Source organism: Candidatus Sororendozoicomonas aggregata (assembly GCF_031528575.1).
Classification (GTDB): Bacteria; Pseudomonadota; Gammaproteobacteria; order Pseudomonadales; family Endozoicomonadaceae; genus Endonucleibacter; species Endonucleibacter aggregata.
On the sequence record NZ_JAVLSP010000058.1, the window covers coordinates 1 to 25,019 of the forward strand.

Consider the following 25,019-nt stretch of genomic DNA (forward strand, 5'->3'; position numbering starts at 1 on the left):
CTCCCCGGTACGGCGCTCCTTCGCAAAATCCCTTAGAGCCGCAAGGTTCCGCGCAATTCTCAGGGCAGTTTATGAAATATCCGGGCTAGTGAATAGTTATGGGTTTTTAGAGGGGTAGTACTGTTCCGGGTGCTAACACCGTATCCTTGGCCTTGTCAGACGTGAAAGGGTAATCCAGTGTGTAGTGGAGTCCCCGGGATTCCTTTCGCTCAAGGGCGCAGCGAATAATCAGCTCTGACACCAGGGCCAGGTTTCTCAATTCGATCAGGTCGCCGGTGATTCTGAAATTACTGTAAAACTCATCAATCTCCGACTGAAGCAGGCTAATCCTGTGCGCGGCGCGGTGAAGACGTTTGGTTGTTCTGACAATGCCTACGTAATCCCACATGAAGCGGCGAAGCTCATCCCAGTTATGGGCGATGACAACATTTTCATCAGCATCAATGACCTGGCTGTCATCCCAGTCCGGAATAATGGCGCTGCATGTATCACGTTGTTTAAAGGAGGTCTCTATGGCTCTGGCAGCAGTTTGCGCGGATACAAGGCATTCCAGTAGAGAATTGCTGGCCAGGCGGTTAGCACCATGAAGGCCTGTACAGGTGCTTTCACCTATAGAATACAAGTGTTGTATGTCGGTTCGTCCTTCCAGATCGACCACGATGCCGCCGCAGGTGTAATGAGCAGCGGGGACAACGGGGATTGGTTGTTGAGTAATATCAATGCCATATCCCAGGCAGCGTTGGTAAATAGTGGGGAAATGGGATAGTATAAATTCGGCAGACTGATGGCTGATATCGAGGTAAAGGCAGTCAGCACCCAGTCGTTTCATCTCGTGATCAATGGCTCTGGCAACAATGTCACGGGGAGCCAGCTCTGCCCGGTGATCGTATTCTGGCATAAAGCGCGTGCCATCGGGCCGAAGAAGTTTGCCACCTTCACCACGAACAGCTTCAGAAATCAGGAAAGATTTAGCGTTGGGGTGATAGAGGCAGGTAGGATGAAACTGATTAAATTCCATGTTGGCTACCCGACAACCAGCACGCCAGGCCATAGCAATACCATCACCGCTGGCGCCATCGGCATTAGAGGTGAACAAGTAGGCTTTACTGGCTCCCCCTGTGGCTAGCACCGTATAACCGCTCTTTAGGGTGATTACATTGCCTGTCACGGTATTAAGGGCATAAACACCAAGGCATTGTGAAGGGCTATCTGTAGCCTTTCTGGTAATCAGGTCAACGGCCACATGGTGCTCAAGCACCTTGATGTTAGGGGCGTTTTTTACTTTGTTGATGAGCGTGTCAGATATGGCGCGGCCTGTTGCGTCAGCGGCATGGATAATCCGTCGGGCGCTGTGCCCCCCTTCCTGAGTCAGGTGGTAAGGGTAAGTGTTGTGCTGAGTGTTGTTGCGTGTAAAAGGAACGCCCTGGTTAATTAACCATTCAATGGCTTGTTTGCCGTGCTTGATTATGTGTTGAACGGTATCGCAATGACACAGGCCTGAGCCAGCCACCAGTGTGTCGTGAATATGTTTTTCATTGTCATCTTCACAATCGTTCAGAACCGCTGCAATGCCGCCTTGTGCGTAGTAAGAAGAGCCGGTAGAGAGATTTCCTTTGCTGAGTAAGGTGATGCGGAAGTGGGTGGGCAATGTCAGGGCCAGTGTCAAGCCAGCAGCGCCACTGCCAATAATGGTGATATCGTAATCAAAAGCGGTTTGCATGAGCGCTCGTGTTTCTCGGTTATAAACCTTATACGCTGCTGCTCGACGTAGCCTGCTCACAGCTGCTTTCTTTCAAGACGGCAGTGATTATGGCGTATTTTCAGAAAAAATGCTTGTTTTTCGTATAGTTGCTACTATTTATCCCGATACGTAGAAATACGATTGTGGTTAAAGCCGAAGTTACGGAAGTCGATGATATCGTCAGGTGACTGTGCCGAAGTATAAGCCCGTTAGTCGGTCAGCGCCTGAGCGTGCGAGATCAGTAGCAAACAAAGCCTTCACTATAGTACGCTTGATGAGAGTATGTCAGCTAGGGTTGTTAATTTTGTTAGCTGAGTTTTTTCACGGAGTCAGGAACTTTTGGGCCACGTTATGGTCTACATAAAACAAGGGGAAGTTTGCTTGAAGGTCAATAGGGGTGTTACCCATCGTATTTACCAGTCTGGGGGTCATGAATGATAGACCCTCAACAGGCCGATCAGCAATTAGTTGAACGAGTACAACAGGGCGATAGTCGTGCGTTTGATATGTTGGTGCTGAAGTATCAACACCGTATTTTGGGGCTGGTGGGGAGCTATATCAATGACTTCCAGGAGGTACAGGATGTGACACAGGAAGCCTTTATTAAAGCCTATAAAGCAATGGATCGCTTTCGTGGAGACAGCTCGTTTTATACCTGGATCTACCGTATTGCCATTAATACCGCAAAAAATCACCTGGTTTCGAAGGGGCGCAAGCCACAAACCGCTAACGTTGACGTCTATGATGCCGAATTTGCTGAGTTGTCCACAGGCTTGAAAGACATCGATAGCCCTGAGAGGAATCTGCACCGGAATGAAGTGGAAAAGGTGGTGCATGGTGTCATTAATGATTTGCCTGACGAGTTAAGAACAGCTGTATTGCTGAGGGAATTTGACGGGCTTAGTTACGATGAAATTGCCGAAGTTATGTCCTGCCCAGTAGGAACTGTGCGTTCACGTATTTTTAGAGCAAGAGAAGCGATTGATCGCGAAGTTGAGCCTTTGTTGCGTCGGGATAAATAATGATGAAACAGGTTGAGTGCAGTTGGCATCATCCACTTAACTGGAGGTGTTTATGAGTGAGAAAAACGCCGGTAACCAGAGCAGTGAACGATTACATGACGCCCTGTCGGCTGTAATGGATGGTCAGGCCAGTGAGTTTGAAATGCACCGGGTGCTTGATAGTTTGCAAAGCAATGACGCTTTGCGTGAGGCGGCGATACGCTACCAGCGGATAGGGGATACGCTCCGTCATGAGACAAATCGGTTTGCCGATATTGATATTTCCCGCGGGGTAATGGCGGCTATCGATCAGGAAGAGAAGCGATCGAGCAGAGTCAATGAGCGTATTGAAAAGACCCGTTTTTTGGGTGCAGGGTCATTTGCCCGGCTTATGGAAAGTATGAATGGCGCTTTTGGCCGTGTGGCCATAGCCGCTTCTGTTGTGTTTGCTGTCGTACTTGGCACGCGCAGCTATAACAGTGACTCTGTCACGCCCGAAGCGTTAGTTGCTGATGCCGGAAATAACAGTATGACACTGAGTCAGCCCATTCAGGTTAATGCCCAGCATTATGGGGGCATGGGGATTCTTGCCGGGTACGGCGCAGGTCACCAGAGTGAGAGTATTTCCCCTGAGCAAATTGCTTATGCACAGCGAGTGGCTGATCGGGCAACGCGTGAGCGGTTCCGAGCGTATGCCCTGCAGCATGCTGAACTTTCAGCAATGACTAAAGGGCAGGGAGTACTGCCCTTTGCAAGATTAACAAGCTTTGATGTGCAATAGTTTATGAAAGGATGGTTATTGGTTAAAAGGAGCTTACTGGTATTTCTTATTGGTGTTTCTGTGCAGGTTATCGCCGAAGAAAGTATTCCAGTGCCTAAGACAGCCCAACAGTGGCTGGGGCGAGTGGCTGAATCGACGAAGCTCTGGACTTACCGTGGTGTCCTGGTTTATCAGGTGGGCACACGGCTTGAAACGCTGGCTGTGACACATGATGTTGAAAGCGGAGGGGTAAAGGAGCGTGTGCTTTACCTTGATGGATTGCCCCGGGAAATGGTTAGAAATGGTGATAAGCTGACCTACTCCACCTTAAACAACGGGGTAACTCAGTTTGAGCATAACTCCCTTGTACCTATGTTGGGTAAATTTTCGGGGATTGCCCCTGAAAGGTTTTACAAGGTGGAGTTTGCGCGCCAGCAGATTGATCGGGTGGCAGGGCGGGAAGCTGCTGTCATTGATATTGTGCCTGTTGATCGGTTCAGGTATGGCTACCGCTTGTGGGTAGATGTGTACTCAGGCTTACCCTTGAAATCCATTATGCTTGACAGTCATAGCAATATTATTGAGCGATTACAGTTTACCCATATTGAGCCGGGCGTTACCTTGAGTGAGCCGGAAAAGGCCGCCATGGAAAAGCATAATACTCAGAATAAAGATATTGTCGATATGCAGCCTGTTGTCAAACAGGGTGGCATTTGGGGGTGGGAAGCCGGATGGGTGCCAGAAGGATTTGTTGTCCAACACGCTTCTCAGCGACCTTCGCCGGTGAGTGACCATAAAACGGATGCGGTTATTTTCTCAGACGGTATTGCCAGCTTTTCTGTTTTTGTTGAGCCTGATGAGACGCGTGTGTTGAGTCAGGCGGCGGAAAAAGTCGGGTCGCTGGCAGCAGTATCAAAAGTTTTTCGTAATGGTGAAACGTATTTTCATGTGACAGTGGTTGGAGAAGTGCCCCTGGGTACCGCTGAACGTGTTGCTGTGTCTGTCAGACCGGTAAAAGCGTCTGGCACAAACCAGACGCCAGTCCTCCCTGCAAAGAAAGTCGTTAAGTAGTGTATGATTGAAGAACAGGCCACAGTTGTGAAAGTGGAAGCAGACGGGGGAGTTTGGGTTGAAACAGGGCGTAAAACTGCCTGTAACCGTTGTTCTTTGCGTTCAGGTTGTGGCCAGCAACTGGCTGAACAGTACCGTGAGCGTCAGGGGCGAGTTGTTGTCAAGGCCCGCTGTCATCACTCTGTTGCTGTGGGAGATCGGGTTGTTGTTGGGGTGGCGGAAGGACATTTGCTGAAAGCATCTATGCAGGTGTATCTGATACCCCTGACAGGCTTGATGAGTATGCTGGCGATAGCCTTTTATTTTCAGATCAATGATTTTTTGACGTTATTACTGTGTGTAGCGGGACTTTTTCTGGGACTTACTTTGGTAAGATGGTCAACTCAGCGAGGGGTTACCCTCTGTTATGTCCGTGTGATCAGGAAAGTTCCCCGATGGCTGGATAAACCTGGTTGTACGTAGCATGTTTCTTTCCGCTCGGGAGCGGCTGAAGCGAAAATAACGCTTGTTGAGCAGGCTCTCGAAAAGGATAGATAAACTATCTTCGTGATTGTTGGAGACGTTTTATTCATGAGCAGACCTCGTCGTTTGGTGAAAAATGCAGCATGCTTGATGCTGTTCTCGTGTTTGAGTGTATCGGCTGTCGCTTTTACAAAGCCTTCGGCAGTTCCCACCGAAGTGGAAGTGAACCTGCCGAACTTTACGGAGTTGTTTGAGAAAGCTTCGCCGGCGGTTGTTAATATCAGTACATTGGCAATACCTAAAAACCAGGGGGCTCGTATTTATGGCCCAGGTGGAGAGGAATTGCCGGAAATCTTCCGCCGCTACTTTGGGATTCCGTACCCTGACACACCTCCCCCCACTACGCCTCAGCCTCTATCATTAGGATCTGGCTTTATTATTTCTGACGATGGTTACATTCTCACCAACAACCATGTGGTGGAAGGTGCAGATGAAATAATTGTCAAACTCAGTGACCGCAGTGAATTCAAGGCGGAACTGGTGGGCGCGGATAAGCGCTCTGACCTTGCCTTGTTAAAAATCAAAGCTAAAAACAAGCTACCTGTAGTGAAGCTCGGCGATTCGGATAAAATTAAACCGGGTCAATGGGTGGCAGCAATTGGCTCACCGTTTAACTTTCAATACTCAATCACCAAAGGGATTGTCAGCGCTTTGAATCGAAGCCTGCCGGGTGATGCGTATGTGCCATTTATTCAGACCGATGTGCCTATTAATCCCGGTAACTCTGGTGGACCGCTGTTTAATATGCTCGGTGAAGTCATTGGCATTAATTCTCAGATTTTTACCCGCTCCGGCGGGTTTATGGGTTTGTCGTTTGCCATTCCCATTGATCACGTCATGTGGGCTGTTGAGCAGATCAAGGAAAAAGGTTACGTTGCCCGTGCCTGGCTTGGGGTTGGCATCCAGGAAGTAGACCATAACCTGGCAGAGTCCTTCGGGCTTGAAAAACCCATGGGGGCTTTGGTTAGTCAGGTTGTGCCTGGTGGGCCTGCTGATAAAGCCCAGTTACACCCTGGTGATATTATTGTCCGTTTAAATGATGAGCCTATTCACAGCGCTGATGTGTTGCCCATGATTGTGGGTACGGTCCCAATAGGTGATAAAGCTAAAGTAGAATATATTCGCGATGGTAAAGAAGCAAAGGCAACAGTAACGGTAGGCGAGCTTCCCAATGAAACGAGCATGAAGTCAGGGCAGTCTATTAAGCAGCATGCGTCTGAAAACCGTTTGGGTATTCAGGTGGCTGAGCTGAATAAGGACTATCGAGCAACATTACGTTTAGGCAATGACGTCAAGGGGGTTGTCGTTGTTGAGATATTTTCTGGTGCGGCGCGAGCCATTGGTCTGCGTAAAGGTGATGTTATTACTCATCTCAATACAGAGCGCATACGCACGCCCAAGGAATTCGATGCTGTGGTGAAGGGGTTGCCTGATAATCGCTCGATTTCCATGCGCGTGATCCGGGACACGCAACCGGCTTTTATTACGTTTAAACTGTCTACATAAACCTGACCACTTCCTGTGATCAATAGCAACACAATGCGCTGCTTTTGGAGTAAACAGTGGTTTTCTTTAACAGTTAAAAGCAGTGCATTACAGAGCTCAGGGATAAACCACTGATAAAGCTGAAAGGTGTTCTGCCCTTCAGCTTTTTTGCGTATAGGGTACGTGACCCGTAACCGTGACAAATCTTCATAAAAATCACGTAACGCTGGAAGAATACAATAAGTGCAACAGGCTAAAACTTGAGATGTGACTAAAAGACAGCCCCATTTGTCGGCCGCCCCTCCAGTCAATAGATTAGTCAGATCAACCTGAGATGTTAAATTTTATTTTAGAACTTGCCTCATAAGCATTAGTTCTAGCCTCTTTGGTGTCAACTCCTGTTGCTATCAAAAAACCATATCTACCAAAAGAGTCGTTTATAGGCTTTATTAAGTCGCCTGTTTTGCATGATACTTCAACATCTATGATGGATCGAGATTGTTTTGCGGTTTCAATGCCATCTATGGATAACAGTTTTCCTGGTTTTGGATTGAAAAATCTGATTGATGCTGAGACATTGTGATGTATTGGGCTCTCAATAGGTTTGCATAGATTTAGCGGCCATAAAATGGAGAGCTCTACCAAGTCTACTCCAGTGCTGATTTTTACCAATGATGAAATCCTATCACCACCTATTCGATTGTGTGTCTCTATTATATTGATAACACCACCAGCTACCTTTATTTCTGTATGAGATGGACCATCCTTTAAGCCAATAATATCAAGAAAAGTTGACACATATTTTTCTATATGGCTTTTCAGGTTTTTATTTATTTCAGCAGGAATCGTATGCCCAATTTCTGTAAAGTTGTCGATAGAACTACTACTAATCAGATTTTTTTCAGTTACAGATACCATTTTATGATCACCGTTGAATGAAAAAAATTCAACGGAATACTCATCTCCAAGAATAAACTGTTCAGCAATTAGTTCTTCTGTAAAAGTTATACTCTTTAGGTCTGACATTTTTTCTATTTTCAATACACCCTTGCTGCCAACACCCTTTTTAGGTTTTATGATAAAAGGAAAGCCATTTTCTTCGGCAAACTGATGAAGATCATGCAGGTTTTTAGGCTGTAAAAAGTTGATAGAGTAATTATCAAATGATGATAAGGATTCTCTCATACTTGCTTTGTCATGTATTAACTTAACTATACTCATAGGAGTAGATGGTAAGTTAAAATATTCAGAAAGATTTGCTGCTACAGGTAAAGCATTTTCCGTTAATGTTACGATGGCATCAATTTTTTTATTTTCATTGATAGCTTCTAAAATCCTTGTGCATAGTTGTTCATTATGATAGTCAAAAAGAAATAAGGCGCAACTTTCTACGTCTTGGTAGTCATAGCGTGCCCCAGCTTTATCTATAATGGTATATTCTATCTTGTGTGATTTTACACAATCAATCATAGCCTCGTGGGGGCTAATCAATACTACATGCTTAGGCATAAACAACCTCGATATTTCTTAGAGAAAAAAAGGATATGACTGTTAATATAACTGTTGCAATTGTTAGAATCGCCCAAATACCCAATCCAAAAATAGGTGTTGAGTACAACAGTGTGCCTATAAAACTACCAAACAAACCGCCAAATGCGCCAGCTAAACTCATCAGACCAAATGTTGTTGCAATCATCCGTTTATCTATATTGGTAGCATCATAATCTAACCTGATTTGAAAGATTATTTCAGCAACTGAAAAAATTATTACTGAGGAAAACAAAGCAAGATATGAACTCTCAAATACGAATAATAATAAGAAACTTGCCGAAAAAAATAAAAAACCAAGAGGCATAGCAAATGTGTTTGACTCTTTACAAGCCCACTTGGATATCGGCATTTGAAACAATATAACGATTAGAGCGTTAATAATAAATACAGCAGAAATAAAACGTTTACCAAAGACGTCATTACTAAACATTGGAATTGTTACTTCAATCTGCATATAAAGCGCTATAAATATAAACATCAGTATGGATGTTATGACCATTTTTTTATTTTTAAGTAATTTATTGAAGTCAGAAAAAATGGGATTACTTTCTTCCTTCTTTCTTTCTATATCACTAAGCCTAAGATTTAAGAACAAAAGGCTAGCGAACACTAACCCAACGCTAGTAAATAGCCATATAGGTGAAATATCAAAAACAGCCAATCCTATTACAGGACCAAGTGCCACCCCTACATTAGATAAAATGACGCGAATAGACAGAATTTCAACTTTTTTGTTGTCATCTGTCCTATTGACGAGAAAAGATTTAGCAGCGGGTAAGTAAATGCTACTTCCCAAACCAATTAAAGAGCAGGCTACTACCAGAAGATAAAAATTTGTAACATATCCGACCATCATGTAACCAGGTATTCTAATTAATAGTCCTAAGAGCATTGTCTTTTTTACATGAAAGAAATCTGATAAGATACCTCCCAGTAGAGATCCTGCTCTTTGACACCAAAAAGCAATACCAATAATAATTCCTACATCTACAGTAGATATTTTATCAATATCATTCAGGTAAATAGCAAGAAATGGTATCACCATAAATATACCTACATTGCTTAGCAATGTAGTAATAAGAACAAGCTGAATATCCAAACTGTAGCTTTTAAGTGATTTTAACATCTTTTAGTCCATAAATACTTTTATTTTGTTTGCCTCTGATAATGCATCCAGCAAAGCAAGTTCAGAATTGGAAGACTCAGTGAGGCTTATAGCAACGCAAGAGGTTTGGTCACTCAGGCTGTTTATTTTCTTACCTTTGATTGCACAAGGGTAGACTGTGGTTTTTTTGCTTGTATGTTTATTATCCGTATGTGAGAATCTTCCCGTAGAGTTTGCATAAATAAAAACTTGCCCAATAGCTTTTTTGGGTGACAGCTGGATGGAAAACACTTCTGGCTCTCTGCCTAGTGCCATTTCAATAAAAGCTTTATAAAAATTATAATCAAATGCCTGGCATAATGCTTCACCGATCTGAACACCACCTAACCGAGGGTTTACTTCAATAACTTCAAAACCTTTATCTGTTACAACGAACTCAGTATGCGCAAACCCATCGGTATATGAAATAGCAGTAAGAATATGCTTTATCCAAGGCTCAACGTTTTCCAGTTCTGTACCCTTGGTTTTTAATGGTAGTGATATGGCTTTTTCCATAAACTTCGGTATATCTGAAAGTATTCTACTGGAAATGGAGATCAGTTTTGTTTTGCCTTGATAGCTGACCGTTTCCGCGCTAAACAATGTGCCCTTGAGGTAGGTTTCAACTAAAACCTGATCAAGGTTGGATATACTTTTGGCTTCGCTAATAACCTTGTAAAGCTCAGAAGTACTTTCAGCAAGCCAAACATTTTTAGACCCTGTACCGCTAGCATCTTTAACAATGACAGGATAACGGATTCCTTCCAGGTTGATTTTTTCTTGACGTATATCAACTAAATTTTGCGAACAGCGAGATAATTTTTTTTCTATCAGGGTCTGTCGTAGCATTGATTTATCTCGACATATCTTCATAGATAGAGGGTTTTGGATTTTACACCCTAGAATTTCTGATACTTCCCTGACAGTATTAGTCCATGTGTCAGTAAGGTTAATAATGTTGGCAAAGTTATCAATTTCAGAGCAATAATTGATAACCTCCTTTTTATCAAAAGTGTCCAGCTTAACCACTTTTAAGCGTTTGCTCTGGATGTTTTTTAGCTCATAAAAGTAAACATCCGGATTGCGGGTCAGAAGGTGTAATGTGACATTTAGTTCCTCGGCTGCTTTTGTGAGCCTGCCAAGGCCAAAAGTTAGTGCTTCAACCAGAATAATATTCATGCATTTTCCTCGGGAATTGTTTCTTGATGTTCGCAGAACTTAGCAATTTTCTCTTTATAGAACTGGATTAGAGACGACTTGGTTGCTGAGGTGTCAATGGCTTTATTTTCCATGCCGTAAATACAAAATATCTTTTTCTGGGACTTGTATACATCAATAAATTTTTGTTTCTGGCTAAGATACAGTGATGGGAGATCTATAAAAATAGAGTCAGAACGCTCTACACCTAGTAGTGAGTAGGTAATGTCTTTAATGCTTAATGTTCTGTTTAATGCATTGCTAACGCAGCGCAACGCAGAAATAATATCCGAAGTAGAGCTAGACATACCTGCACCAACCTGTAAATCGCTTTCAAATGACCATTGACCATTGGCTAGGTGATTCTTTAGCAAGAAGATTTGAGAAATTTTCAAGCGCTTTCTTTACCTTCAGCTTATTTATTGCCTCAAGATTGCACTCTCTTCCTGCAATCAGGGTTGCGCTAGTTTTATTGTTTGATAAAGCTGAAATTATCGCGATATCTACGGAGTCTTTGTCAAAGAAAGGACCTTGATACAGCTCACCCAGTGTTCCTCTACAGGAAGCTTCATAAACAGCATTGGCTGCCAGAATGGCGATATTTTCCTTAAAAAGATTGTTCATTTATAGCCATTACTTTTTCTATTTCGTGGATTTTTTTTAAAAAAACAAGCAGCACCCAAATTTTTTTTTAGTGCCGTTTGTTTCTGTGCTTGGATTTAAACACTAGATTCTTATAAAAAAAAGTGCTGTCTTTTGATTATTTTTGTTTTTATTGACCTAGATCAAATTTTCAAGACTGTTGCTTTGCTTTAGAGCTTCGGGCTTGGGCCTGCAAAAGTGCTTTTAGGGGTATTGAGGATAACCTTGGGCCTTTGTTCCGTGAAACGCTCAAATGGGAACGGATTGAGGCTTGCTGGGATGACATGCTGCCAATTGCCATGTCCATCAAGGCCGGGAAGATCTCCCCCTATGTCAGCTCGACCATCATCAAGGGGCTCAACAGCAAAAGCCGAAAAAACTCTGTGTACTATGGGTTCAGAAAGCTGGACCGGGCTGTAAGAACACTTTTATTTCTGGAGTACATTCAAGACACGGGAATGCGGAAGATGATTAACGCCGAAACAAACAAGAGTGAAAAGTTCAATGATTTCCCTGCCTTGCTCTTCTCTGGTAACAAAGGCGTCATAAGGGAGAATGATCGGAGCCAACAGGACAAAATCATCAAGTGCAATCACCTGACTGCTAATTATGGTCATACTTCACACAGTCGAAAACCTGAGTCGCACATTGACTGAACTACGAAAAGAAGGGCATGAAATCACGGATGAAATGCTGAGCCACCTCTCACCTTACCGTGACCATCACATCAACCTTCTGGGGCATTACCGGCTGGATGTGAACCAAAAGGTACGACCGTTAGAATTCGATCTTTTTCCTAATAAAACAAGGTGGTTACGTGATTTTTATGAAGATTTGTCACGGTTACCGGCCATGTACCTATAGCAGGGGCTGGGTTTCAGCAAAAAACTTTGCTGCTGTCACATGGGTGTTGATACCGTTATACTGGGAGCCTGTCGGACTTATGCTTTCGAGCATAAAATTCAGTAGGGCGAGTCAGAGTTTTCGATCAATTTGTGCGAATAGTTGACCTGTTTAAGCAAATTGATCGAAAATTCTGGCCGCGATTGTGGATTTCAGGCCGGAATTGTCTTAAGTCCGACAGGCTCCTAGCCCGATTTCATCTTTTCCATTTAAGCGGCACAACGATAAATACGGTAATAACACCGTCTGGTTCATGGTGCCCCTACAGAAAAATCAATGTATGACTAAACCGACAGCCAGTAATCTGCACCATATACGCAACTTCTCGATTATTGCCCATATTGACCACGGTAAATCGACGCTGGCCGACCGGTTTATCCAGACCTGTGGTGGTCTCAGTGACCGTGAAATGCAGGCGCAGGTCCTGGATTCCATGGAGCTTGAGCGTGAGCGTGGCATTACCATCAAGGCACAGAGCGTGACCCTTGATTATACCGCTGACGATGGTAAGACTTATCAGTTGAACTTTATTGATACACCCGGACACGTTGACTTTTCTTATGAGGTATCTCGTTCATTGGCAGCTTGTGAGGGTGCCTTGCTGGTGGTGGATGCGGCGCAGGGAGTAGAAGCGCAGTCCGTGGCCAATTGCTACACGGCTATTGAGCAGGGGCTGGAGGTCATGCCGGTTTTGAACAAAATGGATTTGCCCCAGGCTGAGCCTGAGCGTGTTGCCCAGGAAATTGAAGAGATCATTGGCATTGACGCGACAGATGCGGTGCAGTGTTCAGCTAAAAGTGGTTTGGGTATTGACAAAGTGCTTAACGCGTTGGTGAAGACCGTACCGGCCCCTGCCGGGGATATCAACGCGCCCTTGCAGGCATTAATTATTGATTCCTGGTTTGATAATTACCTCGGTATTGTTTCTTTGGTGCGTGTTAAAAATGGCACGTTGCGCAAAGGAGAAAAGATACTGGTGAAGTCCACCAGAGGAGCGCACGTTGTCGATGGTGTGGGCATCTATACGCCCAAGCGAAGCGCGACGGCTGAGCTGAAAGCCGGCGAAGTGGGTTATGTCATCGCGGGTATCAAAGATATTCAGGGCGCGCCGGTTGGGGACACCCTGACCCATGCGAAGACCCCGGATGTTGAGGCCATGCCAGGGTTCAAAACAGTGAAGCCTCAGGTTTACGCAGGCTTGTTTCCGGTCAGTTCTGATGATTTTGAATCCTTTCGTGAGGCGCTGGAAAAACTCAGCCTCAATGATGCTTCGTTGTTTTATGAGCCAGAAAGCAGTGATGCCCTTGGTTTCGGTTTTCGCTGTGGTTTTTTGGGAATGCTCCATATGGAGATTATCCAGGAGCGGCTGGAGCGCGAATATAATCTGGACCTGATCACCACAGCACCTACCGTCATCTATGAGGTCGCGCTGAAAAACAGAGCGGTGGTTGAGGTAGATAATCCGTCTAAACTCCCTGATCCCGCGGGTATTGAAGAAATTCGAGAACCTATCGCTAAGGTGAATATATTGGTGCCGCAGGATTACCTGGGGAATGTGATTACCTTGTGTGTCGAGCGTCGGGGTGCGCAAAAAGATATGCAGTTTATGGGCGGGCAGGTTTCCCTGAGCTATGATATTCCCATGAGTGAGGTTGTTCTGGACTTTTTTGATCGACTGAAGTCAGTTAGCCGGGGTTTTGCGTCGCTGGACTACCACTTTGACCGCTTTGAAGGGGCCAATATGGTGCGTGTTGATGTGTTGATTAATGGTGACAAAGTCGATGCTCTAGCTGTCATTGTTCACCGGGATCATGCGCAGTCACGAGGACGGTTGCTAACGGAAAAGATGAAGGAAATTATTCCGCGTCAGATGTTTGATGTTGCTATTCAGGCTGCCATTGGTGGTCAGGTGATTGCCAGGACAACAGTAAAAGCCCTGCGCAAGAACGTGACGGCAAAGTGTTATGGTGGTGATGTCTCCCGTAAGCGTAAGCTTTTGGAAAAACAGAAAGCCGGTAAAAAGCGAATGAAGCAAGTAGGCAATGTAGAAATTCCTCAAGCTGCTTTCCTTGCTGTACTGAAAGTCGATAAATAATTCAGGGTTCGGGCGGGGAGTGCATAGGTCACTGCCTCGCTTTACTTTAAACGGATAACTGGCAGAGAAACAATAACCATGGACATTAATTTTCCGCTATTGCTGGTACTGGCGGTTTTTATTACGGGGTTGATAGCCCTGCTGGATCGGTTGTGGCTTCGACCTCGTCGCCGAAAAGCGGTTGATAGTTATAAAGCCAGTGTTGATGGCGATAAGATTGATCAGGCTGTTGTGGCAAAGCTTGAAAAAGAAGCGGGCTTTATTGAGACGGCTAAGTCAATTTTTCCCGTACTGGCATTAGTACTGGTGCTTCGTTCTTTCTTGTTTGAGCCGTTTCAGATTCCATCAGGTTCTATGATTCCGACCCTTGAGGTGGGTGACTTCATTCTTGTCAATAAGTATGAATACGGCCTGCGGCTCCCAGTGACGGGTACCAAAATTCTATCCATGAATGAGCCTGAGCGGGGTGATGTGATGGTCTTTAAAGAGCCGATGAACCCGAGTATTAATTTTATTAAACGGGTGATTGGCCTGCCAGGTGATACCATTACCTATTTCAACAAGCAGCTGACCATTAATGGTAAGGTTGTCCCTCAGCAGTTTGTTGCCCAACTGAGTGATGATAGCGGTGTGTATCGCTTATACGATGAGACTATCGATGGTGATGGTGATGGTAAGGTGCACCATATACGACGTGAACCAGGTATTCCCAGTATGAAAGAAGGGGTTTGGGAAGTGCCTGCTGATAGTTATTTTGTGATGGGTGACAACCGGGACCGAAGCAATGATAGTCGCTACTGGGGTTTTGTGCCGGAGCGTAATATTGTTGGTAAGGCGGTGTATATCTGGATGCACTGGCCGAAGTGGACTGACCTGCCCAGCTTCAAAAATAACCGTGTGATTGAATAAGCCTGAGTGCTTCCACAGAGGATGGGTCTGGCATGTTTGTTACCTTTCGCCTTTGATATATTATGGAACCTTAAAAGCTGTTCATTATCTTGTATGAACAGCTTCTTATTTATAAAGGTGACTGTATCTAGGAGCCTGACCGAGAATAGCGCCCTTAGCGAGGATTGCGAGAAATTGAGGATAAAATTTCTGCCTCTGAGGAGAATAGCGGGGCTATTTGATGAAGAAGCAGGAATTTTCAGACCAATTTATCGCAACCGCAGTAGGGTAGTCTATTCTCGGACAGGCTCTTAGGATCATGGAGGGTGACATGGGAACAGCCAGGCAGGGCGGTGTTGGTATCATCAGATTGATGACAATAGTGGTTTTTTTGGTCAGTGGCGTTATGATGGCCGCGAAGATGCTGCCTTATTATATGGATGATTTTGCCGTTTCTCGATTATTGTCGTCAATAAAGAGAAAACCGCAGCTGGGCAATGCCAGCGTTGAGCAAGTCCGAACTTGGCTGAAACAGGGGTTTCAGAGAAACAGGGTAAAATTGGCTGAGAGTGAGTATCGCATTCGAGGGAAGGAAGGTCAGCGTCAGGTAGAGATTCGTTATGAGCGACGCATTCACCTTGTTTATAATCTTAGCCTTGTATTAACTTTTGAACACGATTGGAACATCAAACCTACGTGAAGCTTGAAGAATTTGCTGAACTTGAGCGTAAGTTGGGCTACCTCTTTGTTGATAAGAGTCGCCTGAAACTGGCGCTGACTCACCGTAGTTGTGGTAGTCGTAATAATGAACGCCTGGAGTTTCTGGGGGATTCCATTGTTAATTTTGTCATTGCGGATGCCTTGTATGAGCGCTTTCCTGAAGCGCGGGAAGGCCAGTTGAGCCGTTTACGCGCGCGCATGGTTCGCGGTGCCACATTGGCTGAGCTTGGCCGGGAGTTTGAGTTGGGGGATTTTCTGCGTTTGGGGTCTGGTGAACTCAAAAGTGGTGGCTTCCGGCGGGAATCAATCCTTGCTGATGCTGTGGAAGCCATTATCGGTGCCATTTATCTGGACAGTGATATGGAAACCTGTCGATCGCATATTCGCCGGTGGTTTGCCCTGCGCCTCAATGCTCTATCGATCAGTGACCAACAGAACAAAGACCCAAAGACCCGCCTGCAGGAGTTTTTGCAGGCACGTCAGAAGGCGTTACCACAGTACACTGTAACCGATGTTTCCGGTGAAGCCCATGATCAGGTCTTTACCGTGGTCTGTGAGCTGGAAAGCCCTGATAATACTACCGTAGGTGAAGGTTCCAGTCGTCGTGGCGCTGAGCAACAGGCTGCTCGAAAAGCCCTTTCTTTGTTGGATATGGAATCATGACAACTGATCTGTCTCGATTGGCGGCTTCTCTTTCCGGGAACGCCGACTCTGACACGTTGCCTGAAGGCAGCCGATGTGGTTATGTGGCGATTGTGGGGCGACCGAACGTCGGCAAATCAACGCTGCTCAATCATATTCTGGGGCAAAAACTGTCCATTACTTCCCGCCGACCACAAACGACGCGCCATCAGGTGTTGGGTATTAAAACACAAGGGCGTGTGCAGACCGTTTACGTCGATACCCCTGGCATTCATAAGTCGCAGAAAAAAGCGATTAACCGCTATATGAACCGCGCTGCCAGCACTGTGCTGGCTGACGTTGATGTTGTTGTGTTTGTTGTGGATCGTCTGGTGTGGACGGAAGAGGATCAGCTGGTACTCAACAAGATACAAGATGCCCGTTGTCCGGTGATACTGGCTATCAATAAAGTTGATCGGATTCAGGATAAAGCTGTTTTATTTCCTCATTTGGACGCTTTGGGGAAAAAAGCCAGCTTTTACGCCATGGTGCCTCTTTCCGCCAAAAGTGGCCATAACCTGAATCAGCTTGAGCATCAGGTTGAACAACTGATGCCTGTAAGCCCGCACTTTTTCCCAGAAGATCAGGTGACTGATCGCAGCTCCCGCTTTCTGGCGGCTGAGTTGGTGCGGGAAAAAGTCATGCGGCAGCTCGGCGACGAGATTCCCTACGAGGTTGCCGTTGAAATTGAAGAGTTTAAACAGGAACAGCGCCCAAATAAAGCCCCAGTATTGCACATCAGCGCATTGATTCTGGTGGAGCGTTCTGGCCAAAAAGCCATTGTCATTGGTGACAAAGGTGCTCGCTTGAAGAAAATTGGTCAGGAATCCCGGCTGGATATGGAAAAGCTATTTGATTCAAAAGTCATGCTCAGCCTGTGGGTGAAGATTAAAGGGGGGTGGTCTGATGATGAGCGGGCACTGAAAAGCCTGGGGTATGAGCAGCAGTAATGGCGGCAGAACTGGCCAGGGCCTGGCTGTTGCACCGGCGGCCTTATAAAGAGCGTGCGGTGATTGCCGAGTTCCTGGTGGAAGGGCATGGTCGGCTGGCTATGGTGGTTCAGGGCGTGCGCTCTCTGTCTTCAGGGAAAATTGCCCTGCTGCAACCTTTTACCGAGGTATTGCTGAGCTGGCGTGGACGCAGTGACCTGAAAACGCTGTCCAGCATTGAGGTGCGAACATGGGCAAAACTCTCTGGTAATGCGCTGTTTTGTGGTTTTTATCTCAATGAGCTGGTCATCAGGGCGGTCATGCCAAGGCAGCAGTTGGATGGTTTGATGGAGCTGTATACGCTGGTGTTGAACCAGTTGGCAACACCGGTGGCATCTGTTGAGCCTCTGTTACGTTTTTTTGAGTTACAATTACTGCAACTGACCGGGTATTTGCCGACGCTGACCCATGAAGCTATAACAGGGAAAGCCCTGCGTCAGGGCGGTTATTACTATTATCAACCCCATGTGGGGCTGGTGGAGGCCGGTAGTGCGGTATTGAGTCGTAACGGGGTATGCCAGGGCTTTTCTACAGAGGTACTGTTGTCCTTGGCACGCCGTGATTTCAGTCAGCCTGGGCTTTATCCTGACTTTAAACGATTTTCTCGAGTGGCCCTTGAACCCCTGCTTGGGGGACGTCCCTTAAAAAGCCGTGAGCTGTTTACCCGACAGTGGCGGTCTGCAAACAGGAAGTAATGTTATTATGGTTCCTCCTCAGCGTATCTTACTGGGTGTCAATATTGATCATATTGCTACATTGCGTGAAGCGCGCGGTATCTCATACCCCGACCCTGTTCAGGCAGCCATAGAAGCAGAGCAGGCTGGCGCTGACGGGATTACACTGCACCTGCGGGAAGACCGGCGGCATATTCGGGAGCGGGATGTCTTGCTGATACGCGATGTATTGCAAACCCGTATGAACCTGGAGATGGCCAACACCCCTGAAATGCTTGAGTTTGCCGAAGAGCTCAGACCTGAGCATGTTTGTCTGGTACCGGAAAAGCGGCAGGAGTTAACCACTGAAGGTGGGTTGGATGTCAAGTCAGGTTTTTCGAGTATCCAGTTAGCTTGTCAGCGGTTGGGTGCCAGAGGGTGCGAGGTTTCGCTATTTATTGACCCGGATGAAGAACAGGTAATCGCCGCTAAAGAAGCGGGCGCGCCAGCCATTGAGCTTCATACCGGTGCTTATGCGGAAGCCGATAGCCCGCAGGCCATGAAGGCTGAGCTGGAGCGTTTGCGACAAGCGGTGTATTGCGGGTTGAAGCATCATCTTATCGTCAATGCAGGGCACGGACTGAATTATCAGAATGTCGAACCGGTGGCAGCGGTCGCCGGCATTAATGAGCTTAATATCGGGCATGCTATTATTGGAAGGGCATTATTTACTGGTCTTAAGGATGCGGTGAAAGCGATGAAAACGCTGATATTAAGAGCATCTTCGCACCGATGATTGCGGGGATAGGTACCGATATTATCCGCATTGACCGGATTGCTGACACGGTAGAACGCCATGGTGACCGTTTTGCCAGCCGGATACTGACGCCGCTGGAATTCAGGACATACCATACTATAGCGAATCCTGTTCCCTTTCTGGCAAAACGGTTTGCTGCTAAAGAGGCCACGTCAAAAGCGCTGGGAACAGGTATTGGCAAAGTGTCTTTTCAGGACATTGAGGTCATTAACAACGACAGTGGAGCGCCCTTGCTGGTGCTCCATGGGTATGCCAGACAGATGCAGCGCCAGCGAAATATCAGTACCTGCCATTTGTCGTTATCCGATGAAAGCGACAATGCTATCGCGTTTGTTGTTCTGGAGAAGCAGTCTTAAAAGTCTGTCCGTAGCGAGGACTGCGAGAAATGGAGGATAAAAAGTCGCTTTTGTGAGGAGAATAGCGGGACTATTTGACGAACAAAAGCGACTTTTTAGACCCATTTATCGTAGCCGCGGTAGGAGCATGACTTTTAAGACTGCTTCTCAGTATGGTGAGGCAAGAACCTGTCGTTAAAGTGAGAAGGCTTTTCTGGTGCCTTCTTGTTGTCAGCTGAATACCCATATCAACCGTCAGATGGTGGCGCAGGCGATACAATGGCTGAAGGTGTAGCCTGGGTTGCGTATCCTGGATCTGTTTTGTGGGCTGGGCAATTTCTCGGTGGCAATGGCAGCCGGGGGCGCATGTGTGAAAGGCGTTGAGGTGGGGGAAAGTGCCGTAGCGAGAGCCACCAATAATGCTGTGTTAAATGGGCTAAACAACTGCGCATTTTACCAGGCAGGCCTGTCAGGTGATTTCGGCCATAAGGACTGGGCAAAAGCCACTTATGATGCTTTGTTGCTTGATCCGCCTCGGGCGGGGGCACAGGAAGCGGTAACTGTGCTGAAAAATAAGCTGCCACCGAGAATACTGTATGTATCCTGTAACCGCGCGACCCTGGCGCGGGATGCTGGACTGTTAAAAGCAGAAGGCTTTAGACTCAGTCGTCTGGGAGTCATGGACATGTTTCCCCAAACCACGCATATTGAGTCTATGGCTCTGTTTGAGCGCTGATGATTATGTTTATATCGGGCGCGCGATTTGAACAAAAAACTGATTCCCGTTGTGACATCTATTTAAAAACGGAAAAAGATTCATGGTCAAGGTAAGAGAAGATCACCCCGTTCGTTATGATGGTACTATCGATCTGGATGCCTGGCTAAGCCGTCTTGAGGGGGGGTTTGGTCTGCTCTGTACCGACAGCTTACGCAAAGCCTGTGAAATGACACGACAGGCAGAGCAGGACGCGCGGTTACAGGCTTCGGATACCGAATGGCCTTCAGGGCCGGGCTGCTTTCGCACGGGCCTTGAAATGGTTGAGATACTGGCGGACCTGAAGCTGGACGTGGATTCTCTGGTGGCAGCTATGCTTTACCGTCCGGTGCGTGAATTCAAGCTGCCCCTTGATTCGGTTAAAGCGGCCTTTGGCGCATCTGTAGCGGGGTTGATCAGAGATGTTCAGGGGATGGCTGTGATCAGTACTGTGTTGAATCCTGCCCGTAAACAGGTGCTTGACCAGCGACAGGATCAGCTGGATAAAGTCCGTAAAATGCTGGTGTCTATTATTGATGACGTGCGTGTGGCGCTGATCAAGCTGGCTGAGCGCACCTGTGCGATTCGTGCTGTGAAGTATGCCGATAAAGAAAAACGCCAGCGGGTTGCCCGTGAAGTCTTTGAAATTTACGCCCCCCTGGCTCATCGACTGGGTATTGGCTATATCAAGTGGGAGTTGGAAGACCTGTCGTTTCGTTACCTGAAACCTCAGGACTATAAAAAGATTGCCCGGCTGCTTGATGAAAAACGGATGGATCGTGAGCAGTACATTGAGGATGTGGTCGGGTCGCTTCAACATGCCCTGAACGATGTCCATATTGAAGCGGAAGTCTTTGGCAGAGTGAAACATATCTACAGTATCTGGCGCAAAATGAGCCGGAAGGGTATTGATTTTCGCGATTTGTATGATATTCGGGCGGTACGTATTCTGACCCATGAAGTGCGGGATTGTTATGCGGCTTTAGGGACCGTTCATTCTCTGTGGAACCATATACCTCAGGAGTTTGATGATTATATCGCGACCCCTAAAGAGAATGGTTATCGCTCATTACACACGGCGGTGTTCGGTCCTCAGGGGAAGACGCTGGAAGTCCAGATTCGTACCTATAAAATGCACGATGAAGCTGAGTTAGGTGTCTGCGCGCATTGGAAGTATAAGGGCACTGACACCAATAACCAGAATGACAGTTATGAAGAGAAAATCGCCTGGCTGCGCCAGGTGATGGAATGGCATGAAGAACTCGGTGATCTTGATGGCATCGGGGATCAGTGGCGGGCCGATGTGGAGCCAGACCGGATTTATGTATTCACTAAAGACGGTGATGTCGTTGATTTATCCATGGGCGCCACGCCTATTGATTTTGCTTACCGTATTCACACGGAAGTAGGGCGTCGTTGCAGGGGGGCAAAAGTGGCTGGCCGGATTGTTCCTTTGAACCATACCCTGAAAACAGGAGACCAGGTGGAAATACTGACCGCCAGTAACGGCCAGCCTAGCAGGGACTGGCTTAACCCGGATCTGGGATATGTGACCACCACGCGGGCGCGCGCGAAAATTACTCACTGGTTTAAAAAGCAAGATCGCGATTCAAATATTATGGATGGTCGCGGCTTGTTGGAGGCCGAACTACGTCGCCTGGCCCTCAATGGGGTTAAGCTCGACGCGTTGGTAGAGGCTGTCAATGCGCACTGTGTGGACGATATGTACGCAGGGCTGGGGGCAGGGGATATCAAACTGGCCCATGTCGTGGGGCTGGCGCAACGGCAAATTGCGCCAGAAGAAGAAAAAGGCTTTGAATTGCGGGCACGTCCCCAACAGCAAAAGCATGGGGATAAAGGCATTACTATTGATGGTGTTGGTAATCTGTTGACGCAGATGGCGAATTGTTGCCAGCCTGTTCCAGGTGATCCCATCATAGGTTATATCACGGTGGGGCGTGGCGTTACGATTCATCGCCAGGATTGCGCCAATGTCTTTCACTTCCATGAAAGGGAGCGGGAACGGTTAATTGAAGTCAGTTGGGGGGATACGCCAGAGTACGCTTACCCGGTAGAGATTATGATTGAAGCTTATGACCGCCCGGGACTGTTGCGAGATATCACTATGGTACTTGCTAATGACAAGGTCAATGTGGTCGCCCTGGAAACCCGTACCAGCAAAAAAGAGCACCTGGCGAATATGTTGCTGACAGTGGAAGTCATCAGTTTACAAACATTGGGACGGATACTGGCGAAAGTCAGCCAGCTACCTAATGTGATTGAGGCTGTGCGCTTTCGCAAAAACAAAAATAACCACTGAATAATAGCAATGGCGTGTTCTGACTATCTGACTGTCTGAACCGTGAGTAGGAGGCGTCGCAACAGCAGGCCTTACTCGTCTTTCTACTGCTCTGACATCTAGGAGTCTGTCCGAGAATAGACTACCCTACTGCGGTTGCGATAAATTGGTCTAAAAATTCCTGCTTCTTCGTCAAATAGCCCCGCTATTCTCCTCAGAAGCAGAAATTTTTATCCTCAATTTCTCGTAATCCTCGCTACGGGCGCTATTCTCGGTCAGGCTCCTGGCCTGCCATGGGCATTACGGTCGTTAGAAAGGCGACAATTACCTGGAGTGTGTTTTTGTGACAAATGTAGCTGCGCTGAATGATTTGCTGGCACTGATGGCGATACTGAGAGACCCTGATAAGGGCTGTCCCTGGGATTTGGATCAGACCTTCAGCACTATTGCGCCTTATACCCTGGAAGAGGCGTGCGAAGTGGTGGAGGCCATTGAGCAGAATGATTTTGAGAATCTGCGTGAAGAGTTGGGCGATCTGCTTTTTCAGGTGGTATTTCATGCCCGTATGGCTGAGGAGTCAGGCTTGTTTGATTTCTCTGCCGTGGTGACCGCTCTGGTTGACAAGCTGCTTTGTCGTCATCCCCATGTGTTTCCTGACGGGACACTGGCTTCTGCCGGCGCGCGGCCAACATTAACGCCAGAGGAAGTTAAAGCGCGGTGGGAGGCTGTCAAGTCTGAACAAAGGCAGAAAAAATGCCCGCGGCATCAGCGCCAGTCTGCGTTGCCGTCCCAATTACCGGTATCGCTGCCGAGCTTGAGCAAAGCGATGAAAGTACAAGAAGCGGCTGCCCGTGTTGGCTTTGACTGGTCAGAGCCAGAACCGGTGGCGGATAAAATCAACGAAGAGCTGGCTGAAATCATGGCGGCTGCTGCCCTTGATGATCAGGAAGCCCTCACTGAAGAGGTCGGTGATTTATTGTTTGCCTGTGTCAATTATGCCCGGCATTTAAAGGTCAACCCCGAAATGGCGTTGCGTGGTGCCATCCGTAAGTTTGACCGACGATTCAGAGCCATGGAAGCAGAAGCAGCCAGACAGTCCACAGCGTTACCGTTGCTGACACTGGCAGAAATGGAGGCACTCTGGCAGCAGGTAAAGCGCGCCAATACGGCTGAAACAGGCCACTGATCATTGTTGCGCGTTACTTCGATTGTCGGTCAATGGCACTGAGAATGCCCCGGAGCATATTGAGTTCTTTTTCTTCGGGACGGGCCCGGTTAAATAATCGCTTCAGGCGGGTCATGGCCAGCCCCGGGTGCTGAGGTATCAGAAAACCAATCTTGTCGAGGGTGGTTTCGAGGTGGGTATAAAAGTACTCCATGGTTTGTACGCTTGGGTACTGAGGTGTACTGTCTTTGTTCAATGGCCTGGTCTGACCCTGGCGGTTGGCAGTGTAGATTTCATAACACAGAATCTGCGCGGCGGCTGCCACATTGAGTACCGGATAATCCGGGTTGGCGGGAATAGCCACATGGTAATGGCATTTGAGTAATTCTTCGTTGGTCATGCCCATGGTTTCTTGGCCAAAAACCAGCGCGACATTGCCGACACCGGCTTCTGTGACCAGTTTTTCAGCACACTCAGCAGGCCCTAGCAGGGGGGTTGACATATTCCGGCTGCGTGCGCTGGTGCCAATCACTAACGAGCACTCAGCAATGGCTTCATCGAAGGTATTGACCACGGTGGCATTGTCCAGTACATCTTGAGCGCCCGCGGCCATACTGGTGGCACCGGATGCCGGAAAATCACCGGGATTGACCAGGTACAGTGAATGCAGTCCCATGGTTTTCATGGCACGTGCCACAGCCCCGATATTGCCGGGGTGGAAGGTATTGATCAGGATAATGCGGATTTTGTCTGGCATTCTCTAATAAACAGGAGGCTGAGGAAAATGGGTATTTTATCCAAAATTATCCAAAAGAGTAGACCTTGTCTCACCGTAGCGCGGACACTTTTATGCAGCAAGCGCCGCCGTGACTGAATGGCTGATACTCAATGGCTGATAAGCAGTCCTGATTGTCATCATCTTGAATGCGATGGTTAAATGCTGGTTAACTATCTCTGGTTGTCGTTGATTTTCTCCCACCGAGTCAGCGTGGGAAAACTGTCCGTGGTATTAGCGGTGTTAAAAGCCGCGCATTCAAAAAATCTGCTTAAGCTTAATAAAACAGTGAGGCCCCATGCCCAAAGTTTATGCCTGTAAATCTTGTCCAAAGACGTTTCCCAAGCCCAGTTTATTAAGCCGACATGAGCTGACCCATACCGGAAAAAAGCCCTATCAATGTAATTTCTGTGGAAATCAATTTGCTCAAAAGGCTGGTCTTACTGTCCACATCCGAACCCATACCGGAGAAAAGCCCTTTGCGTGCCAATACTGTAATAGGCGTTTTGCTCAGAAGGTTACTCGCGATATTCACCTGAATACCCACACTAGGGAGAAGCCCTATCTATGCCTTAATTGTGATGAACGCTTTGCGCATCAAGCTACTTTCGAAAATCACACTTGTGGCGCCACGAGGAGTTTTCATTGTCCTGTTTGTTCAGAAAAGGGTTTCAGTTCTGACAAAACCTACAAAGCACATATGCTGAAGGAACATCCCGACTACGATGAGCGTGAATTATCCATAAGTCCACCGCGACAGCCCCAGGCATCCACTCGTTACGCGCGAAGTCCCTCGGAAGTATCCATTAATCAACAGACAATCCCGGGCGT

The 25,019-nt window shown here is 47.0% G+C and carries 26 protein-coding genes; 19 read left to right on the forward strand and 7 right to left on the reverse strand.

What is annotated here, in order from left to right; genetic code table 11:
* Positions 1–106: 106 nt before the first annotated feature.
* Positions 107–1,720, reverse strand: a complete 1,614-nt coding sequence (nadB, locus tag V4C51_RS11580) for an L-aspartate oxidase (protein ID WP_330926347.1) — start codon at positions 1,718–1,720, stop codon at positions 107–109.
* Positions 1,721–2,175: 455 nt separating this feature from the next.
* On the opposite strand from nadB, the gene rpoE reads away from it, so the two are divergent.
* The 5 genes from rpoE (at position 2,176) to V4C51_RS11605 (ending at position 6,601) form a co-directional block, all read left to right on the forward strand.
* Positions 2,176–2,763, forward strand: coding sequence for an RNA polymerase sigma factor RpoE (rpoE, locus tag V4C51_RS11585; RefSeq protein WP_420797662.1), 588 nt, complete (start codon positions 2,176–2,178; stop codon positions 2,761–2,763).
* 52 nt (positions 2,764–2,815) lie between these two features.
* Positions 2,816–3,523: a sigma-E factor negative regulatory protein gene (locus tag V4C51_RS11590; RefSeq protein WP_330926325.1), complete on the forward strand. Its 708-nt coding sequence runs from the start codon at positions 2,816–2,818 to the stop codon at positions 3,521–3,523.
* 3 nt (positions 3,524–3,526) lie between these two features.
* Complete coding sequence (locus tag V4C51_RS11595) at positions 3,527–4,573, forward strand: MucB/RseB C-terminal domain-containing protein (RefSeq protein ID WP_330926326.1); 1,047 nt, start codon at positions 3,527–3,529, stop codon at positions 4,571–4,573.
* Positions 4,574–4,576: 3 nt separating this feature from the next.
* Entirely contained in the window at positions 4,577–5,035 is a 459-nt protein-coding gene (locus V4C51_RS11600; protein ID WP_330926327.1) for a SoxR reducing system RseC family protein, read from the forward strand.
* 108 nt (positions 5,036–5,143) lie between these two features.
* Positions 5,144–6,601 carry a DegQ family serine endoprotease gene (locus V4C51_RS11605; protein WP_330926328.1) on the forward strand — a complete coding sequence of 486 codons (1,458 nt, stop codon included), beginning with the start codon at positions 5,144–5,146 and terminating at the stop codon, positions 6,599–6,601.
* A gap of 303 nt (positions 6,602–6,904) precedes the next feature.
* Here the strand turns inward: V4C51_RS11605 and V4C51_RS11610 are convergent, their stop codons facing one another.
* The 5 genes from V4C51_RS11610 to V4C51_RS11630 are packed head-to-tail and all read right to left on the reverse strand — an operon-like array spanning position 6,905 to position 11,096.
* The gene (locus tag V4C51_RS11610; protein ID WP_330926329.1) at positions 6,905–8,089 is read right to left on the reverse strand and encodes an ATP-grasp domain-containing protein; all 1,185 of its coding nucleotides are present in this window, start codon (positions 8,087–8,089) and stop codon (positions 6,905–6,907) included.
* Complete coding sequence (locus V4C51_RS11615) at positions 8,082–9,257, reverse strand: MFS transporter (protein ID WP_330926330.1); 1,176 nt, start codon at positions 9,255–9,257, stop codon at positions 8,082–8,084. Before V4C51_RS11615 ends, V4C51_RS11610 begins: the two co-directional genes overlap by 8 nt.
* 3 nt (positions 9,258–9,260) lie before the next feature.
* The gene (locus tag V4C51_RS11620; RefSeq protein ID WP_330926331.1) at positions 9,261–10,454 is read right to left on the reverse strand and encodes an ATP-grasp domain-containing protein; all 1,194 of its coding nucleotides are present in this window, start codon (positions 10,452–10,454) and stop codon (positions 9,261–9,263) included.
* Positions 10,451–10,867, reverse strand: coding sequence for a GHMP family kinase ATP-binding protein (locus V4C51_RS11625; RefSeq protein WP_330926332.1), 417 nt, complete (start codon positions 10,865–10,867; stop codon positions 10,451–10,453). The genes V4C51_RS11620 and V4C51_RS11625 overlap by 4 nt, the downstream gene beginning before the upstream one ends.
* Positions 10,806–11,096 (reverse strand): hypothetical protein, encoded by a 291-nt coding sequence (locus tag V4C51_RS11630; RefSeq protein ID WP_330926333.1) that lies wholly within the window; start codon positions 11,094–11,096, stop codon positions 10,806–10,808. Before V4C51_RS11630 ends, V4C51_RS11625 begins: the two co-directional genes overlap by 62 nt.
* Before the next feature lie 230 nt (positions 11,097–11,326).
* On the opposite strand from V4C51_RS11630, the gene V4C51_RS11635 reads away from it, so the two are divergent.
* The 13 genes from V4C51_RS11635 to mazG all read left to right on the forward strand — a co-directional run bounded on the left by V4C51_RS11635 (position 11,327) and on the right by mazG (position 23,434).
* On the forward strand, positions 11,327–11,770 hold the full coding sequence (locus V4C51_RS11635) for a Tn3 family transposase (protein ID WP_330926349.1): 444 nt from the start codon (positions 11,327–11,329) through the stop codon (positions 11,768–11,770).
* Positions 11,763–11,978 carry a Tn3 family transposase gene (locus V4C51_RS11640; protein WP_330926334.1) on the forward strand — a complete coding sequence of 72 codons (216 nt, stop codon included), beginning with the start codon at positions 11,763–11,765 and terminating at the stop codon, positions 11,976–11,978. Before V4C51_RS11635 ends, V4C51_RS11640 begins: the two co-directional genes overlap by 8 nt.
* A 319-nt stretch (positions 11,979–12,297) precedes the next feature.
* Complete coding sequence (lepA, locus tag V4C51_RS11645; RefSeq protein ID WP_330926335.1) at positions 12,298–14,112, forward strand: translation elongation factor 4; 1,815 nt, start codon at positions 12,298–12,300, stop codon at positions 14,110–14,112.
* Positions 14,113–14,196: 84 nt separating this feature from the next.
* On the forward strand, positions 14,197–15,021 hold the full coding sequence (gene lepB / locus V4C51_RS11650; RefSeq protein WP_330926350.1) for a signal peptidase I: 825 nt from the start codon (positions 14,197–14,199) through the stop codon (positions 15,019–15,021).
* 310 nt (positions 15,022–15,331) lie between these two features.
* Positions 15,332–15,700: a DUF4845 domain-containing protein gene (locus V4C51_RS11655; RefSeq protein ID WP_330926336.1), complete on the forward strand. Its 369-nt coding sequence runs from the start codon at positions 15,332–15,334 to the stop codon at positions 15,698–15,700.
* Entirely contained in the window at positions 15,697–16,383 is a 687-nt protein-coding gene (rnc, locus tag V4C51_RS11660; RefSeq protein ID WP_330926337.1) for a ribonuclease III, read from the forward strand. Before V4C51_RS11655 ends, rnc begins: the two co-directional genes overlap by 4 nt.
* A complete protein-coding gene (era, locus tag V4C51_RS11665) occupies positions 16,380–17,351 on the forward strand; it encodes a GTPase Era (protein ID WP_330926338.1) in 972 nt (323 codons plus the stop codon). Before rnc ends, era begins: the two co-directional genes overlap by 4 nt.
* Positions 17,351–18,085 carry a DNA repair protein RecO gene (gene recO, locus V4C51_RS11670; RefSeq protein WP_330926339.1) on the forward strand — a complete coding sequence of 245 codons (735 nt, stop codon included), beginning with the start codon at positions 17,351–17,353 and terminating at the stop codon, positions 18,083–18,085. The genes era and recO overlap by 1 nt, the downstream gene beginning before the upstream one ends.
* 7 nt (positions 18,086–18,092) lie before the next feature.
* Entirely contained in the window at positions 18,093–18,839 is a 747-nt protein-coding gene (pdxJ, locus tag V4C51_RS11675; RefSeq protein ID WP_330926340.1) for a pyridoxine 5'-phosphate synthase, read from the forward strand.
* A complete protein-coding gene (gene acpS, locus V4C51_RS11680) occupies positions 18,836–19,216 on the forward strand; it encodes a holo-ACP synthase (protein WP_330926341.1) in 381 nt (126 codons plus the stop codon). The genes pdxJ and acpS overlap by 4 nt, the downstream gene beginning before the upstream one ends.
* A 280-nt stretch (positions 19,217–19,496) precedes the next feature.
* Positions 19,497–19,931: a methyltransferase domain-containing protein gene (locus tag V4C51_RS11685; protein ID WP_330926342.1), complete on the forward strand. Its 435-nt coding sequence runs from the start codon at positions 19,497–19,499 to the stop codon at positions 19,929–19,931.
* A gap of 82 nt (positions 19,932–20,013) precedes the next feature.
* Entirely contained in the window at positions 20,014–22,269 is a 2,256-nt protein-coding gene (gene relA, locus V4C51_RS11690) for a GTP diphosphokinase (RefSeq protein WP_330926343.1), read from the forward strand.
* A gap of 322 nt (positions 22,270–22,591) precedes the next feature.
* Entirely contained in the window at positions 22,592–23,434 is an 843-nt protein-coding gene (mazG, locus tag V4C51_RS11695) for a nucleoside triphosphate pyrophosphohydrolase (RefSeq protein ID WP_330926344.1), read from the forward strand.
* Positions 23,435–23,447: 13 nt separating this feature from the next.
* On the opposite strand, the gene trmJ is transcribed toward mazG, so the two are convergent.
* Positions 23,448–24,170 carry a tRNA (cytosine(32)/uridine(32)-2'-O)-methyltransferase TrmJ gene (gene trmJ, locus V4C51_RS11700; RefSeq protein WP_330926345.1) on the reverse strand — a complete coding sequence of 241 codons (723 nt, stop codon included), beginning with the start codon at positions 24,168–24,170 and terminating at the stop codon, positions 23,448–23,450.
* A 316-nt stretch (positions 24,171–24,486) separates the two neighbouring features.
* On the opposite strand from trmJ, the gene V4C51_RS11705 reads away from it, so the two are divergent.
* A partial coding sequence (locus V4C51_RS11705; RefSeq protein ID WP_330926346.1) for a C2H2-type zinc finger protein occupies positions 24,487–25,019 on the forward strand: 533 nt, incomplete at its 3' end.

Coding starts and splice junctions, on each gene's coding strand:
- V4C51_RS11590 (WP_330926325.1), top strand. CDS start 2,816: ATGAGTGAGAAAAACGCCGGTAACCAGAGCAGTGAACGATTACATGAC.
- V4C51_RS11620 (WP_330926331.1), bottom strand. CDS start 10,454: ATGAATATTATTCTGGTTGAAGCACTAACTTTTGGCCTTGGCAGGCTC.
- V4C51_RS11610 (WP_330926329.1), bottom strand. CDS start 8,089: ATGCCTAAGCATGTAGTATTGATTAGCCCCCACGAGGCTATGATTGAT.
- V4C51_RS11630 (WP_330926333.1), bottom strand. CDS start 11,096: ATGAACAATCTTTTTAAGGAAAATATCGCCATTCTGGCAGCCAATGCT.
- era (WP_330926338.1), top strand. CDS start 16,380: ATGACAACTGATCTGTCTCGATTGGCGGCTTCTCTTTCCGGGAACGCC.
- V4C51_RS11655 (WP_330926336.1), top strand. CDS start 15,332: ATGGGAACAGCCAGGCAGGGCGGTGTTGGTATCATCAGATTGATGACA.
- trmJ (WP_330926345.1), bottom strand. CDS start 24,170: ATGCCAGACAAAATCCGCATTATCCTGATCAATACCTTCCACCCCGGC.
- relA (WP_330926343.1), top strand. CDS start 20,014: ATGGTCAAGGTAAGAGAAGATCACCCCGTTCGTTATGATGGTACTATC.
- recO (WP_330926339.1), top strand. CDS start 17,351: ATGGCGGCAGAACTGGCCAGGGCCTGGCTGTTGCACCGGCGGCCTTAT.
- lepA (WP_330926335.1), top strand. CDS start 12,298: ATGACTAAACCGACAGCCAGTAATCTGCACCATATACGCAACTTCTCG.
- V4C51_RS11605 (WP_330926328.1), top strand. CDS start 5,144: ATGAGCAGACCTCGTCGTTTGGTGAAAAATGCAGCATGCTTGATGCTG.
- nadB (WP_330926347.1), bottom strand. CDS start 1,720: ATGCAAACCGCTTTTGATTACGATATCACCATTATTGGCAGTGGCGCT.
- V4C51_RS11595 (WP_330926326.1), top strand. CDS start 3,527: ATGAAAGGATGGTTATTGGTTAAAAGGAGCTTACTGGTATTTCTTATT.
- V4C51_RS11615 (WP_330926330.1), bottom strand. CDS start 9,257: ATGTTAAAATCACTTAAAAGCTACAGTTTGGATATTCAGCTTGTTCTT.
- pdxJ (WP_330926340.1), top strand. CDS start 18,093: ATGGTTCCTCCTCAGCGTATCTTACTGGGTGTCAATATTGATCATATT.
- rpoE (WP_420797662.1), top strand. CDS start 2,176: ATGATAGACCCTCAACAGGCCGATCAGCAATTAGTTGAACGAGTACAA.
- V4C51_RS11600 (WP_330926327.1), top strand. CDS start 4,577: ATGATTGAAGAACAGGCCACAGTTGTGAAAGTGGAAGCAGACGGGGGA.
- acpS (WP_330926341.1), top strand. CDS start 18,836: ATGATTGCGGGGATAGGTACCGATATTATCCGCATTGACCGGATTGCT.